This window comes from Micromonospora sp. WMMD961 (genome assembly GCF_029626145.1).
Lineage (GTDB): Bacteria > Actinomycetota > Actinomycetes > Mycobacteriales > Micromonosporaceae > Micromonospora.
The window spans coordinates 32,112-44,651 of record NZ_JARUBJ010000002.1; the positions used below are offsets into that span (position 1 = coordinate 32,112).

At 70.1% G+C, this 12,540-nt stretch carries 14 protein-coding genes, 1 tRNA gene, 1 other RNA gene and 1 pseudogene; 8 read left to right on the forward strand and 9 right to left on the reverse strand.

The annotated features are described in order from the left end of the window. Positions 1-8: 8 nt before the first annotated feature. The 3 genes from O7614_RS00225 to O7614_RS00235 all read right to left on the reverse strand — a co-directional run bounded on the left by O7614_RS00225 (position 9) and on the right by O7614_RS00235 (position 2,893). A complete protein-coding gene (locus O7614_RS00225) occupies positions 9-1,670 on the reverse strand; it encodes an ABC transporter substrate-binding protein (RefSeq protein WP_278136496.1) in 1,662 nt (553 codons plus the stop codon). 312 nt (positions 1,671-1,982) lie between these two features. Then, positions 1,983-2,576: a recombination mediator RecR gene (gene recR, locus O7614_RS00230; RefSeq protein ID WP_145778528.1), complete on the reverse strand. Its 594-nt coding sequence runs from the start codon at positions 2,574-2,576 to the stop codon at positions 1,983-1,985. A gap of 8 nt (positions 2,577-2,584) precedes the next feature. Beyond that, the gene (locus O7614_RS00235) at positions 2,585-2,893 is read right to left on the reverse strand and encodes a YbaB/EbfC family nucleoid-associated protein (RefSeq protein WP_030489880.1); all 309 of its coding nucleotides are present in this window, start codon (positions 2,891-2,893) and stop codon (positions 2,585-2,587) included. Positions 2,894-3,097: 204 nt separating this feature from the next. On the opposite strand from O7614_RS00235, the gene O7614_RS00240 reads away from it, so the two are divergent. Continuing rightward, positions 3,098-3,781: a DUF998 domain-containing protein gene (locus O7614_RS00240; protein WP_278136497.1), complete on the forward strand. Its 684-nt coding sequence runs from the start codon at positions 3,098-3,100 to the stop codon at positions 3,779-3,781. Positions 3,782-3,831: 50 nt separating this feature from the next. On the opposite strand, the gene O7614_RS00245 is transcribed toward O7614_RS00240, so the two are convergent. Together O7614_RS00245 and ffs are read right to left on the reverse strand one after the other, a co-directional pair. Further along, positions 3,832-6,789: a DNA polymerase III subunit gamma and tau gene (locus O7614_RS00245; RefSeq protein ID WP_278136498.1), complete on the reverse strand. Its 2,958-nt coding sequence runs from the start codon at positions 6,787-6,789 to the stop codon at positions 3,832-3,834. 223 nt (positions 6,790-7,012) lie between these two features. Further along, an RNA gene (gene ffs / locus O7614_RS00250) (signal recognition particle sRNA small type) lies at positions 7,013-7,102 on the reverse strand. Between the two features lie 82 nt (positions 7,103-7,184). On the opposite strand from ffs, the gene O7614_RS00255 reads away from it, so the two are divergent. Next, positions 7,185-7,269, forward strand: a tRNA-Ser gene (locus O7614_RS00255). A 68-nt stretch (positions 7,270-7,337) separates the two neighbouring features. On the opposite strand, the gene O7614_RS00260 is transcribed toward O7614_RS00255, so the two are convergent. The 4 genes from O7614_RS00260 to O7614_RS00275 form a co-directional block, all read right to left on the reverse strand. Further along, positions 7,338-8,000: a pentapeptide repeat-containing protein gene (locus O7614_RS00260; RefSeq protein ID WP_278136499.1), complete on the reverse strand. Its 663-nt coding sequence runs from the start codon at positions 7,998-8,000 to the stop codon at positions 7,338-7,340. Next, positions 7,997-8,425, reverse strand: a complete 429-nt coding sequence (locus tag O7614_RS00265) for a YbaB/EbfC family nucleoid-associated protein (protein WP_278136500.1) — start codon at positions 8,423-8,425, stop codon at positions 7,997-7,999. The genes O7614_RS00260 and O7614_RS00265 overlap by 4 nt, the downstream gene beginning before the upstream one ends. Positions 8,426-8,770: 345 nt before the next feature. Beyond that, positions 8,771-9,016 (reverse strand): flavin reductase, encoded by a 246-nt coding sequence (locus O7614_RS00270; RefSeq protein WP_278136501.1) that lies wholly within the window; start codon positions 9,014-9,016, stop codon positions 8,771-8,773. Next, positions 9,016-9,315 (reverse strand): hypothetical protein, encoded by a 300-nt coding sequence (locus tag O7614_RS00275; protein ID WP_278136502.1) that lies wholly within the window; start codon positions 9,313-9,315, stop codon positions 9,016-9,018. The genes O7614_RS00270 and O7614_RS00275 overlap by 1 nt, the downstream gene beginning before the upstream one ends. 378 nt (positions 9,316-9,693) lie before the next feature. Here O7614_RS00275 and O7614_RS00280 point away from each other — a divergent pair, with 378 nt between their 5' ends. The 6 genes and pseudogenes from O7614_RS00280 to O7614_RS00305 all read left to right on the forward strand — a co-directional run bounded on the left by O7614_RS00280 (position 9,694) and on the right by O7614_RS00305 (position 12,455). Continuing rightward, entirely contained in the window at positions 9,694-10,440 is a 747-nt protein-coding gene (locus O7614_RS00280; RefSeq protein ID WP_278136503.1) for a DUF5753 domain-containing protein, read from the forward strand. Then, positions 10,428-10,622: a DUF397 domain-containing protein gene (locus O7614_RS00285; protein ID WP_278136504.1), complete on the forward strand. Its 195-nt coding sequence runs from the start codon at positions 10,428-10,430 to the stop codon at positions 10,620-10,622. The genes O7614_RS00280 and O7614_RS00285 overlap by 13 nt, the downstream gene beginning before the upstream one ends. A gap of 154 nt (positions 10,623-10,776) precedes the next feature. Beyond that, positions 10,777-11,046: pseudogene (locus O7614_RS00290) on the forward strand (Scr1 family TA system antitoxin-like transcriptional regulator); the annotation flags it as partial. An 8-nt stretch (positions 11,047-11,054) separates the two neighbouring features. Continuing rightward, a complete protein-coding gene (locus tag O7614_RS00295; RefSeq protein ID WP_278142090.1) occupies positions 11,055-11,246 on the forward strand; it encodes a DUF397 domain-containing protein in 192 nt (63 codons plus the stop codon). Between the two features lie 67 nt (positions 11,247-11,313). Further along, positions 11,314-11,868 (forward strand): hypothetical protein, encoded by a 555-nt coding sequence (locus tag O7614_RS00300; protein WP_278136505.1) that lies wholly within the window; start codon positions 11,314-11,316, stop codon positions 11,866-11,868. 92 nt (positions 11,869-11,960) lie between these two features. Continuing rightward, positions 11,961-12,455 (forward strand): hypothetical protein, encoded by a 495-nt coding sequence (locus tag O7614_RS00305; RefSeq protein WP_278136506.1) that lies wholly within the window; start codon positions 11,961-11,963, stop codon positions 12,453-12,455. Positions 12,456-12,540 lie beyond the last annotated feature (85 nt).

Consider the following 12,540-nt stretch of genomic DNA (forward strand, 5'->3'; position numbering starts at 1 on the left):
ATCAGGACTTACTTGAACTCGGCGGTCGCGTACCGCTCGTCGGTGAGCGGGCTCGCCTTGACGCCGGTCACGTCCTTGCCGAACACGATCGCCGGCGGCGAGTGCGAGATCGGCACACCGGGCAGGAAGTCCATGACCGCCTTGTTCAGGGCCTTGTACTTCTCGGTCCGGGCCGCGATGTCGGCGGTGCTGTCCGCGTCCTTGAACTGGTCGAACAGGGCCTGGTTGTTGAAGCCCCACTCGTCCTTCGGCCGGTCGAAGAAGGTGCCGATGAAGTTGTAGGCGTCGCCGTAGTCACCGGTCCAGCCCAGGAAGTGGATGTCGTGCTTGCTGCCCGAGGTGGTGGCGTTGAGGTAGTCCGGGCTCCACTTCAGCGGGATCGCCTCGACGGTGATGCCAACGGCCTTCAGGTCCGCCGACAGCAACTCGAAGATGTCCTTCGGGTTCGGCATGTACGGCCGGGTGACCTCGGTCGGGTAGTGGAACTTCAGCGTCAGGTTCGACGCGCCCGCCTCGGCCAGCAGCGCCTTCGCCTTGGCCGGGTCGTACGTGTACTTCGTGACGTCGCCGTTCCAACCCTCGACGGTGTCCGGCATGAAGTTGTCGGCGACCTTGGCGCCCGGCGGCAGCTTGGAGGTGACCAGCTGCTGACGGTTCAGGGCGTACGCGATGGCCTGCCGCACCCGGATGTCGGCGAGCTTCGGGTTGCCCTTCTGGTTGATCGCCAGGTAGAGCACGTTGAACGCCGGGCGAGTGAGCATGTTGAAGCCCTCGCTCTTCAGCGGCTCGACGTCGGCCGGGCCAACCAGGTCGTAGCCCTGGATGTCACCGGAGCGCAGCGCCTGCTTGCGAGCGTTCTCGTCCGAGATCGTCTTGAAGATGAGGTTCTTCAGCTTGGCCTTGGGGCCGGCGTAGTCCTCGTTGCGCTCCAGGGTCAGCGTCTTGTTGGCGACGTCCCAGGTCTTGAACTTGAACGGGCCGGTGCCGGTCGGGTGCGCCGTGGCGTACGCCGGGTACTTGATGTCCTCGGCGGTGCCGCCCACGTTGCTGGCGTCGAACTCCTGCAGCGCCTTCGGGCTGTGGATGGAGAACGAGGGGAGCATCAGCGCGGCCGGGATCTTGCTGGAGACCCGAGTGAAGGACAGGTCCACAGTGGTGGCGTCCTTGGCGGCGCAGGACTTGAAGAGGCTCGGCGGCAGCTCAGCGTCCTCGTTCTTGGCGAAGCCGCCCATGACGTCCTGCCAGTACGCGGTCACGTCCGGGCTCTGCATGAGGCCCTTGGCGTTGTACCAGCGGTTGAAGTTGACGCAGACGGCCTCGGCGTTGAAGTCGGTGCCGTCGTGGAACTTCACGCCCGAGCGGAGCTTGAAGGTCCAGGTGGTGCCTGCGGCGTCCGGGGTCCAGGACTCGGCCAGACCGGGGGTGACCTTGGTGCCACCCTCCTCCGGACGGACCAGGGTCTCGAAGACCTGACGCGCCACGCGCAGCGACTCACCGTCGCTGGCGAAGCTGGGGTCGAGCACCTTCGGGTCTCCGGCGACGCCGAAGACGAGGGTGTCCTTCTTACTACCGCCGGATTTGTCGTCGCGGTTGCTCTCGGCGCAGCCTGCTACCGCGAGGGCCGCGACCGCGACGGCCGCGATCGCGACCTTCGGCCTGGGTGCACGCATGTGTGCTTCACCTCGTCCTTGGGGGTACGGACAACGTGGTGACAGGGGTCACCGATGGCGGTGACCATAGCTCTCGTTACGTCCACCCGGAAACCGTCAGGTGGACGGTTGGTATCGGATCGTGCCTCAAGCGCCGGTTGACATTCGATTCGAAGGTAAACAGCCCCTCAAACCGATCAATCTGCACCCACGATGCCAAACTGTTACGTCGAACAGCCCCGATGAGGGATCAAGTGTCAGATCAATTCCGGGCAGTGACGACGCGATGGCCGACACCCACACGGGTGCCGGCCATCGGCTGCACGTCAGAGATCAGACCGCGCGACGGCCCTCGAAGGCCCGACCGAGGGTGATCTCGTCGGCATACTCCAGGTCGCCGCCGACCGGCAGCCCACTGGCCAACCGGGTCACCGAGATGCCCATCGGCTTCACCATCAGCGCCAGGTAGGTGGCGGTCGCCTCGCCCTCGGTGTTCGGGTCCGTGGCCAGGATCAACTCCCGCACCGCGCCACCGCCGAGCCGGATCAGCAGCTCCCGGATGCGCAGATTGTCCGGGCCGATCCCCTCCAACGGATTGATCGCGCCACCCAGCACGTGGTAACGACCGCGGAACTCACCGGTCCGCTCGATGGCCACCACGTCCTTGGGCTCCTCCACCACACACAGCACCTCGTCGGTGCGACGCGGGTCGCGGCAGATCCGGCACTGCTCGGACTCGGCCACGTTGTAGCAGGTCGTGCAGAACCGCACCAGCTCCTTGACCTTGCGCAACGCGCCGGCCAGCCGGTTGACGTCGGCCGGATCCGCCGACAGGACGTGGAACGCGATCCGCTGGGCGCTCTTCGGGCCCACGCCCGGCAACCGACCCAGCTCGTCGATCAGGTCCTGGATGGCACCTTCGTACATCTGCCGGCTCAGAAACCGGGCAGGCCGAGGCCGCCCATGCCACCGGCGACCGGGCCCATCTTGCGCTCGGTCAACTCCCGGGCCGCCTCGGCGGCGTTGTGCACGGCGGCGACGACCAGGTCCTCAAGCGTCTCCACGTCGTCCGCGTCGACGGCCTTCGGGTCGATCTTGATGGCCTTCAGCTCACCGGAGCCGGAGACGGTCGCCGTGACCAGCCCACCGCCGGCGGTGCCGGTCAGCTCGGCCTCGGCCAGCTCAGCCTGGGCGGCGGCGATCTGCTGCTGCATCTTCTGCGCCTGCTTCAGCATCTGCTGCATGTTCGGCTGTCCACCTGGGCGCACTGGATGGCTCCTTCTCGCACTCGTCTCGCTCGGCCGCCGCCCAGCCTATCCGCTGGGACCGACCCCGCCCCGCCCGGTGCGTCCGCCCACGCCGGGCCTCCCAGGTACGGCTGGCACTACCCCGAACCGACCATCTGCCCGTAGTGCGCCACGAACCACCCACCTGGTCTGCTCACAGGTATGAATCTCAGCCGCCCCGGCCGGGTCGGCGCGCTGTGCTGGGTCGCGGCCGCACCGATCTTCCTCGTCGCCAACCTGGTCACCGGTCTGCGGTGGCGCGACCCCTCCTACAGCTGGGCCACCCACAACATCAGCGACCTCGGCAACGCCCACTGCGGCATCTGGGACACCAGCCGACCCCGCTACGTGTGCTCGCCCTGGCACCCGCTGATGAACGCCGCGACACTCACCACCGCCGTGCTGCTCGCCGTCGGAATCCTGCTGACCTGGCGGTTCCTCGGTCGCGGCGGGGTGGTGCGCTCGGTCCAGTCGCTCCTGCTGCTGGCTGCCGGCGGTTACGCCCTGGCCGCCCTCTACCCGGCCGACGTCGATGAGAACCTGCACGTCCTCGGCGCGTTCCTGATCATGGGCCTGGGCAACGTCGGTCTGCTCCTCGCCGGCTTCGCGCCGGGCACCACGACGCTCGGCCGGTGGCGACGGCTCACCCTCACCGCCGCGATCATCGCGCTGGTCGGGACGGTGCTGTTCTTCGCCCAGCAGGGCGTCGGGATCGGGGTGGGCGGCATGGAACGGGTCGCCGTACTGCCCTTCCCACTGTGGGCCTGCTGCCTAGGCGTCCTACTAGCCGAAACCCCAACCCCCGCCCCCGCTCGCGTCGATCATGGAGTGGTGGTGCCCGGATAGACCCGTAGCGGGCGACTTGTCACCCACCACAACTCCATGATCGACCGGGGTTAGCGGGCGTCGACCTCGTTGATCTTTTCGGCGCCGAAGGTCTCGCGGAGCAGTCGTACCGCCTGCTCCTCACTGGACTCCCGGGCGGTCTTCTCGTCGATGACCTCGTCCAACGGCTCGTCGCCCGGATCGAACCCCTCGTAGGCCGGGGTGGCCGCCGGGGCCGCCCCGCCCGGCCGCCCGCCGCGCGTCGGGCCGTCGAAGTCCGGGTCGTAGGGCGGCTCGCCCGCCCATTCGGCGTCCGCGACGGGCCGGGCCGCCGCTCCGGTACGCGCACCGCGCCCCGCCGCCGCCGCGCGAGCCGCGGCGATGGCGCTGCTCACCGGTGTGCCACCGGCTGACGCCGGCTGCCGGGCCGCTGGCGTCGGGTTGCCCGGCACGCCCGGCTTACCGCCACCGGCCGCCCCTGCGGGGCCACCCGGCCCGGAGCCGTTCGCGCCAGCGCCGTTGGTCCCGGTGCCGTTCGCGCCGGAACCGTTCGCGCTGGTGGGTGCCGAGCCCTCACCGAGCGACGCGGAGTCGACGCCTGGATCGCGTCCGGCCGACGCGCCGCCGGGGCGGGCGGCCTCCGGCCAGTCCTCGTCGTCCTTCGCCTCGTCGACGGGGGCACCGCCGCCGGGGAGAGCCGCCTCCGGCCAGTCGTCCTCGTCGTCGGCCGCTGCCGCAGGTGGTGTTCCACCCTGCCGGCCCGCGCCGTGGCCACCGTCTCCGCCACGCGCACCGGGACCGCCGGAGCCGTCGCCGCCACGCACGGCCACGCCTCCGGACTGACCACCGGTCTGCGCGCCGACGGCGGCGGCCGAGTTCGTTGCGCCGGTCGGGCCAGTGGCGACCGATGACGTCGGCGCGCTCGCTGTCCCGTCAGCCGCGTTCGTCGCTGCACCCGGGGCAGTCGCCGGTCGAGCAGCGGCCGCGCTGTCCGGCGCTGCGCTCGGACCCGGCGGGGCGCTCGTCGGGCTGGCGGCGGCAGTCGCGTTCGTCGCGGCGGGCCGGGCCGCAGCGGCGGGCTGCGAGCGCTGCGGGCCGGACGGCGACACGCCGCCGCGCTCACCGGCCACCTCGCACCGGATCTGCCAACGCCCGCCCAACTCCTCGTAGAGCGCGTCGGTCAGCACTGCCGAGTGGTCGGCCATCATCTTGGCCAGGACGGTGGACTTCACCGTCAGCACCAGCATGTCGCCGTCGAGTTCGCGGACCACCGCGTCGCGCATCAGGGCGGCGATCCGCTTGTTGGTCCGGTTGACCTTGCCGATCACGTCGGGCCAGACGCGGCGGACCGTGACCGCGTCCAGCGCGGCGGCCGGCGCACCCGGTCGGGGCGGTACGGGTGTGGCCGGGTCGGGGAGCACCGCCGACGGCGGCACCGCACGGCGTGACGCCGACGAGCCACCACCGGAACCAGGGCCGGTCGAGGCGGGGCCGGCCGAACCAGGGCCAGCCGAACCGGGGGCAGCAGAACCGCCGGGAGCAGCCGGGGAGGCGTGTGCCGGCCCGGCGTTGGTCGCCGACGCGCCGGGCGACACCGGGATCGGCGAATCGGCGGTCGGGACGCCCGACGCCGGAGCCCCCGACGTCGGAGCCCCGGACATCGGAGCGCCGGACATCGGAGCGCTCTGGGCAGCGGCGCTCCGGGTCGGGGACGTGGCCGGGTCGACGTCCCACGGCGGTGCGGAGGTCGGGGCGTTGGCGGGTGCGGGGTTGGCGGCAGCCGGAACCGGAGAGGCCTGCTGTGGGCGTACCCCCGGGTTGGTGGTCGGCGAGAAGCCGGCGGCGGCCGACGGCGCGTCGGTGCCGCTCACTGTGAGCCGACGTTCCATCCGTTCCAGGCGCTGGAGCAGGCCGCCGGTGGAGTCGTCCACGCCGGGCAGCAGCATCCGGGCGCAGATCAGCTCCAGCAGCAGGCGGGGCGCTGTGGTGCCGCGCATCTCCACCAGGCCGTCGTGCACGATGTCGGCGCAGCGGGAGAGCGTGGCCGAGCCGAGTTGCGAAGCCTGGGCGGCCATCCGCTCTATCTGGTCGGCGGGGCCGTCGATCAGCCCCTTCGCGGCGGCGTCCGGCACCTGCTGGATCACGATCAGGTCGCGCAGCCGTTCCAGCAGGTCGGAGGCGAACCGGCGCATGTCGTGCCCGGCCTCGGCGACCCGGTCGACGGTGGCGTACGCGGCGGCGCCGTCCCCGGCGGCCAGCGCGTCGCACATCTCGTCGATCAGCGCGGAGTCGGTGACCCCGAGCAGGGCGACGGCCCGGGCGTAGCTGACCCCCTCCGCGCCAGCGCCGGCGATGAGCTGGTCGAGTACGGAGAGGCTGTCCCGCATGCTGCCGCCACCGGCGCGCACCACCAGCGGGAAGACCGCCGGCTCGACGGCGACGCCCTCGGCCTGGGTGAGCTGCTCCAGGTACGGGCGGACCACCTTCGGCGGGAACAGCCGGAACGGGTAGTGGTGGGTCCGCGACCGGATCGTGCCGAGGACCTTCTCCGGCTCGGTGGTGGCGAAGATGAACTTGACGTACTCCGGGGGCTCCTCGACCAGCTTGAGCAGGGCGTTGAAGCCCTGCGTCGAGACCATGTGCGCCTCGTCGATGATGTAGATCTTGAAGCGGCTGTTGGCCGGTGCGAAGAAGGCACGCTCGCGCAGCTCGCGGGCGTCGTCGACACCGCCGTGGCTGGCCGCGTCGATCTCGATCACGTCGATCGAGCCGGCACCGTCGGTGGCAAGCGAGCGGCAGGACGCACACTTGCCGCACGGCTCGGGAGTGGGGCCCTGCTCACAGTTGAGCGAGCGGGCCATGATCCGGGCGCTGGTGGTCTTGCCGCAGCCACGAGGGCCGGAGAAGAGGTAGGCGTGGTTGAGCCGGCCGCTACGCAGCGCCTGCGACAGCGGCTCGGTGACGTGCTCCTGACCGATGACCTCAGCGAAGGTACGCGGCCGGTACTTGCGGTAGAGCGCCAGCGTCACTCGTCCCGCCTCCTCTCGACCGAGCCATTCTGCGCCGGTCGGGCGCGGGTGACCACCCACCCCGCCGAATGGCCGAGGCTGCCGCGCCCCGCCGCCGCGTTGCCGCGCGCTGCCGTGGGTTGATCGACTCCACATCGCCGATCTGGCGGTATCGACTGCCCGGGACAGCCCCACCTCGCCGACCTGTGTGGATCAAGGCCCCGGAGCGGGGCTCCGAAGACAAAAAGGCCTCCCGTGCACCCGGCAGAGCTCGCTTATCCTTGCTGCCTTCCGGCCCTGGGGAGGTTCACGAGATACCGCCGCACGGGAGGTGCCGCCAAGCCTACCCGACCGCCCGTCGATCTTCAGGGGGTGGTGGGGTGGCCCGCCCGACGGCGGCCTGTATCCTGGCTCGCGGAGGATTCGCCTAGAGGCCTAGGGCGCACGCTTGGAAAGCGTGTTGGGTTTACACCCTCACGAGTTCGAATCTCGTATCCTCCGCTCGCCTGAGCAGCACGAACGACAGGGCCGGCCCCACTGGGACCGGCCCTGAGTCGTCCGCAGGGGCGTCAGTCCACCACCCGGACGTCCGCCGCGCCCTGCCCCGCGAACCACGCCTCGAGCGCGACACCGCCGAGTGACCGCGACGTCCCCTCGTCGACGAGGACCGGACCGACGACGGCACCCTTCGCGCCGTCGAGTTGGCAGCCGAACATCCGCGCGCCGGTCAGCACCGTCGGCATGCTCGTACTGCCCAGCGTGCACCAGCGCAGACTGGCCAACTCCAGGTCCGCGTCGCGCAGGTCGGTCTGGTAGAGCGTGGCGGAGTTGAGGATCGCGCGGCCGAGGTCCGCGCCGGCCAGCACGGCGTGGTCGAGTTGCGCCGAGAACAGGCGAGCCGAGGGGAAGAGCGCCTGACCGGCGGAGCAGCCGACAAGTGTCGCCTTGGCCAGGTCGGCAGAGGAGAAGTCCGCGCCCTGCATCTCGGCGTTGGCCAGGTTGGCGTCGGCGAGGTTGGCCTCCGCGAACCGGACGCCGGCCAGGCGGGAGTTGGCGAGATAGGCGCCGGCCAGGTCGAGACGGCTGAGGTCCGCCCCGCCAAAATCGAGAAAATCGCCCGAGAGGTACGCCGTATCGGGCGACGCCGCGAACCACTCCTCCAGTGCGGTCCGAGCGTCCGGGCTGTCCGGCCAGCGGATCACGTCGCCGCTGGTCCGCCGATATCTGCTCACCGCCCGTGCTGGTCGTCCGGCCCGTCCACGGCCGGGTCGGCGCGCAGTTGCTGCCCGACCCGTTCGGCGATCGCCCGCGCTGCCGGTGAGTCGGTTCCCAGGGTCTCGCCGATGATCTCCTGCGCCCGGTCGGCCAGCTGCCGCTTGGCAACACCGATCGTGTTCATGATCGTCCTGGCGACCACGTCCGGTGCGACCCGCTGGATCCGCTGGCCCAGTCGCAGGTCGACCAACGCACCCGCCGAGTCGACGGTGACCTCCACCAGCCCGTTGCCGTCGGCAGCGGTCACCCGTAGTGCCTGGATGCGGTCACTCATCGCGTCGGTGGCGATCGCCAACTGGTCGAGACGACCCTTCCACTCCGCGAGTCGGTCCATTGCGCCGTCCGGGTCCAGCAGCCCCGCCGTGTTGGGAACCTCGGCCATCATGTGTCCCCTCGGTCGCTCAAGGTGATCATGCTCAGCGGTGGGAGGTTAACACGAGCGACCTTCACGACAGTCCAGGTGAGACACCAGGAGCTGCCGCCCCTCGACGCCTCTTCAGCGGCTGGCGCACCCGGGGCCACCGTCAAATGCGGGGCGCGCGCCCAGGGGAGGCGGCGCCCCTCCGACGTCCTCGCTGTTCACATGCCCCACGGTTCGGGACGCCGGACGCGGGATGGCGGCGCACTTCCGCGCTCCGCGTGATGCTGGCGCCGCTCGGTGCAAAGACCCGCGCCGGGCGGTCAGCCTCGGGGGACGAGGCACCAGCGCCGCGGCGGACGGTGGGGGCTACCGGCGTTGGGCCCAGCCGACGAAGCGCGCGGTCAGGTCCGGCAGTCTGGCGTTCGGATTGAGTTTCTTCAGGTCGGCCGTCGCCTCCTCCTGAACCTTCGCCATGTGCAGCAGCAGGCCCGGACGATCGTCGCGGAACTCGCCGAGGAGGCGCAGCTTCGCGGCCGAGCAGGGCCACAAGATGCCGCAGTTGGGGCAACGCCACGACGGGCGTAACGGGTTGTGCTCCGGCTGGTCGCGCATCAGCCGACCCGCACGGGTGTACGGGCGACCGGGCGGCGGGCGGTCTGCCGGGACGCTGGGGCCAGGGCCTGCGGGTCCTGCCAAACCAGGCCGCCGGACATGACGAACAACGAACGCCGCGCGACAGCGTCCCCGCTCGCGCCCAGCTCGTACCCGTCGAGCCAGAGCCAACCGTCGTACGTCGGCCAGTCGAGTACCCGAATCACGCGCACGAAGATCGGGCGCATGAACTGCACACTCGCGGCGCGGGTCAGATGCAGGACGTCGCCCGACGCCACCTTCCGCGCGGCTCCGTTCATGCGTGCACCCAACGCCCGTTAGGGACGCGGTTCAGGCGTGTAAACGGCCCAGTCGGGGGCGGCCCGACCGGGCCGAAGGTCCCCGGCGGCGAGGGCGTCGGCGGTCTCGCCGGGCCAGACTTCCGCGCGGGCTTCCGTTCAGGCTTCGGTTCGGGTGGCTTGTTCGGCACGCGTGCTCCCCCTGCTTGTAGCTCTGGGAAGGGGCCGCCCCCATGAGTGCTTGCCCGGCGGAGGCGGCCCCGGTTACGAGCGCGTCCGCCGGGTTCTGGTCCCTACCGGCCGCGCGGTCTACAAAGCACCTTGCCCGTCGAAGCTGGACGGCTACACCACGTAGTTATACGTTCTATAGACGTCGAAGACGTCCGCTCGGAGGTGGGTATGAACCAGGCGCTACGAGCGGCATTAGCTGACACAGGTGAGACCGTTGAAAGTCTTGCCGAGCAGGTCGGCGTAGACCCGAAGACGGTGGCGCGCTGGGTCAACCCCGGCCGAGTCCCACACCCGCGCCACCGTGCAGCCGCAGCCGCCGCGCTCCACCGTGAGGCTGAGGACATTTGGCCGGACGTCTTGAAGCGGCGGGAACCGGCGTGGCTACGCCCGTGGGTCGAGACCGAGCTTCAGGCGTCCGCCCTGCGCGCCTTTCAGGTGGCGGTCATTCCCGGCTTGTTGCAGACCCCCGATTACGCCTCGGCGGTACTAGCCAGTGGGGTGCTCGACCGGGACGAGGTCGCGGACTACGTTGCGACCCGGCTACGCAGGCAAACGGCAGTACTCGACCGGCGCAGGCCCCCGCTCTTCGTCGCGGTGATTGACGAGTTCGCTCTTCGTCGTGGCGACCCCGAGATCATGAAGCCGCAGCTAGACCACCTGGTAAAGATGGCCCAGCGACCGAATGTGTTTGTTCACGTGTTGCCGCTGGACGCGGGCCTTCACGCCGGGCAAGCCGGGCCGTTCGTCATCGCCACCACTGACGACGGCGATGTCGCCTATCTCGATGATCAAGCTGCCGGACGGCTGACCAACGACACCGCCACCCTTTGGGCCACCTGGGATACGCTGCGCTCAGTGGCTCTCCCACGCCGCCAAACCATCGACTACCTAGAGGCAAGATCATGGCTGACCTGACCGGCGCGCTCTGGCGCAAGAGCACCCGCAGTAGCTCCAACGGCGGCGACTGCGTCGAGGTTGCCGACAACCTTCCGGGCGTCGTCGCGGTGCGCGACTCAAAGGACCCAGCGGGTCCGGCGCTGACCTTCCCCCCGGCTGCGTGGGTCGCGTTCGTCGGCCAGGTCGCCGAGCGGCCGTAACCAACGCCAGACGTACGGAAGCGCCCGCCCCGAATCTCGGGGCAGGCGCGCTTTGCGTTGTGCGGAACGACGACGCGCCAGCCACAGCGTTACGCGTACCCGAATCTGCAAGGTCTGTTTGGCGTTCGGCTAAGTGGGATCATCCGCCGAACGGATAGCGGCGTGCGCCGAACCGCACATCCGGGTGCACGTCGTGCCCAGCACGGTCGGCGCGTACGCCGGCCTGAGCGGACCGTTCGTGATCGCACATAGCGACGACCACCGGGCCGCCGGCTACCTGGACAACCAACTCCAGGGACAAGTCGCTAGCGACCCCGACGACATCGCGGCCATGATGGCGGCATGGGAGAACGTGCGCGGGGAGGCGCTGTCCCACCGGCAGTCGGTCGATCTCATCACGGAGGTGGCGGAGTCATGGAGCTGAACGGCGTCATGGAGCTGAGCGGCGCCCGATGGCGCAAGAGCAGCCGCAGCAGCGGCAACGGCGGCGCATGTGTCGAGGTCGCCGACAACCTGCCCGGCGTCGTCGGGGTACGGGATTCCAAGGACCCGGCCGGCCCGGCGCTCACCTTCGCGCCGACGGCGTGGCGCACGTTCGTCAGCCAGGTCGCCCTTCGGGCCTGATCAGGGCTGGGATGACAACCGTCGTACACATGTTCTATCCACAGGTTGTGGATAGCGGAGGGATTCGATGGCATACCAGCTCAGCGCGGTGGTCGCGGACGTCGAACTGCTCCGCGAGCAGACTGCCGAGCTGGATCACGCGGTCCTCGGCGAGCTGCGCCAGGATTTCGGGCTACTGCCGGTCACCCCGCAGTTGGTGGTGGAGCTGACCGGGTCGCTGCCGGATTTCGCGACCGACGACCGCAGCGCCGGGCACCCCTTCGGCCTGGTGTTGTCGCCGACGCTTGTCGAGTCGCTGAGCCGCTGGTCACAGGCGGGGCCTGTGGCGTACCTGGAGGCGGAGTTCGGCGGTGGCACCGGCTACCAGTCGGCGGCGGTGTGGCTGGGCGGGGCGCTGACCTGGGGGCCACACTTCGACGACGAGTTGGACACGTCGCGCGAACAGTGGCCGATCAACGGGGCGCTGGCCCGCCTCGGTGCAGAGCCCGGCGACTGGATCGACCCGTTCGCCGAACTGGGGTTGCACCTGGAACGCAACACCGAGGGTTGGCTGGCGCACGGGCGCCGTCGGCTCAGCGCCGACTACTGGGACGAGCTTGTCGAACAGTGGGAAAACCAGTAATCCGGCTGCCGCCAGCAACCTGAGCGCCCCCGTTCCGTTGGGGACTGGGGGATTCCATGAAATTGCGACAATTTGCGTTTATTGCCACGCTGATGACGGCTGCCTCGATCGCCGGCAGCGGCGTACCGCCAACCGGGCCGATCCCGGACGGCCGACCCGCCGGCAGCGTGGAGATCATCGACCTGAACGGCCTGCGCAACATCGAGTTCGGCGACACCGAGGACGAGCTGACCCGACGCGGCATCCTGCGTACCAGCCTGGATTCCTGCGGGCCGATGCTCGTCGGCCACGACACGGTCAGCCCGGTCTTCATGGAGGACAGACTGGTGCTGCTCTGGGTCGGGGATCCAATGCGGACACCCGAGGGCATCACCGCAGGCTCTCCCGTCGACCTGGTCTGGGATCGGTATCCGGAGGTCAGCCGGCTTCGCGCTCCACAGGGGACGCATCGCCTCGACGGGCTGCTCGCCCGCAGCGGCGACCGCGCGTACCTGTTCCTGCACGACGGGCGCACCGTCCGAAAAACCATCGCCGGGTACGCGGACTGGGCCCGCCGCCTCTTCGACGAGGGCGCTGGGCCGTGCTGATCGGCGCGCCGGAGACCGCCGATCCGGCTTCGTCACCAGCGGCGTCCCGGTGCAGGCGCGGGATGTCCGCGACACCAACGCCTCC

Coding starts and splice junctions, on each gene's coding strand:
- O7614_RS00225 (WP_278136496.1), bottom strand. CDS start 1,670: ATGCGTGCACCCAGGCCGAAGGTCGCGATCGCGGCCGTCGCGGTCGCG.
- recR (WP_145778528.1), bottom strand. CDS start 2,576: ATGTACGAAGGTGCCATCCAGGACCTGATCGACGAGCTGGGTCGGTTG.
- O7614_RS00235 (WP_030489880.1), bottom strand. CDS start 2,893: ATGCAGCAGATGCTGAAGCAGGCGCAGAAGATGCAGCAGCAGATCGCC.
- O7614_RS00240 (WP_278136497.1), top strand. CDS start 3,098: ATGAATCTCAGCCGCCCCGGCCGGGTCGGCGCGCTGTGCTGGGTCGCG.
- O7614_RS00265 (WP_278136500.1), bottom strand. CDS start 8,425: ATGGCCGAGGTTCCCAACACGGCGGGGCTGCTGGACCCGGACGGCGCA.
- O7614_RS00270 (WP_278136501.1), bottom strand. CDS start 9,016: ATGCGCGACCAGCCGGAGCACAACCCGTTACGCCCGTCGTGGCGTTGC.
- O7614_RS00275 (WP_278136502.1), bottom strand. CDS start 9,315: ATGAACGGAGCCGCGCGGAAGGTGGCGTCGGGCGACGTCCTGCATCTG.
- O7614_RS00280 (WP_278136503.1), top strand. CDS start 9,694: ATGAACCAGGCGCTACGAGCGGCATTAGCTGACACAGGTGAGACCGTT.
- O7614_RS00285 (WP_278136504.1), top strand. CDS start 10,428: ATGGCTGACCTGACCGGCGCGCTCTGGCGCAAGAGCACCCGCAGTAGC.
- O7614_RS00295 (WP_278142090.1), top strand. CDS start 11,055: ATGGAGCTGAGCGGCGCCCGATGGCGCAAGAGCAGCCGCAGCAGCGGC.
- O7614_RS00300 (WP_278136505.1), top strand. CDS start 11,314: ATGGCATACCAGCTCAGCGCGGTGGTCGCGGACGTCGAACTGCTCCGC.
- O7614_RS00305 (WP_278136506.1), top strand. CDS start 11,961: ATGACGGCTGCCTCGATCGCCGGCAGCGGCGTACCGCCAACCGGGCCG.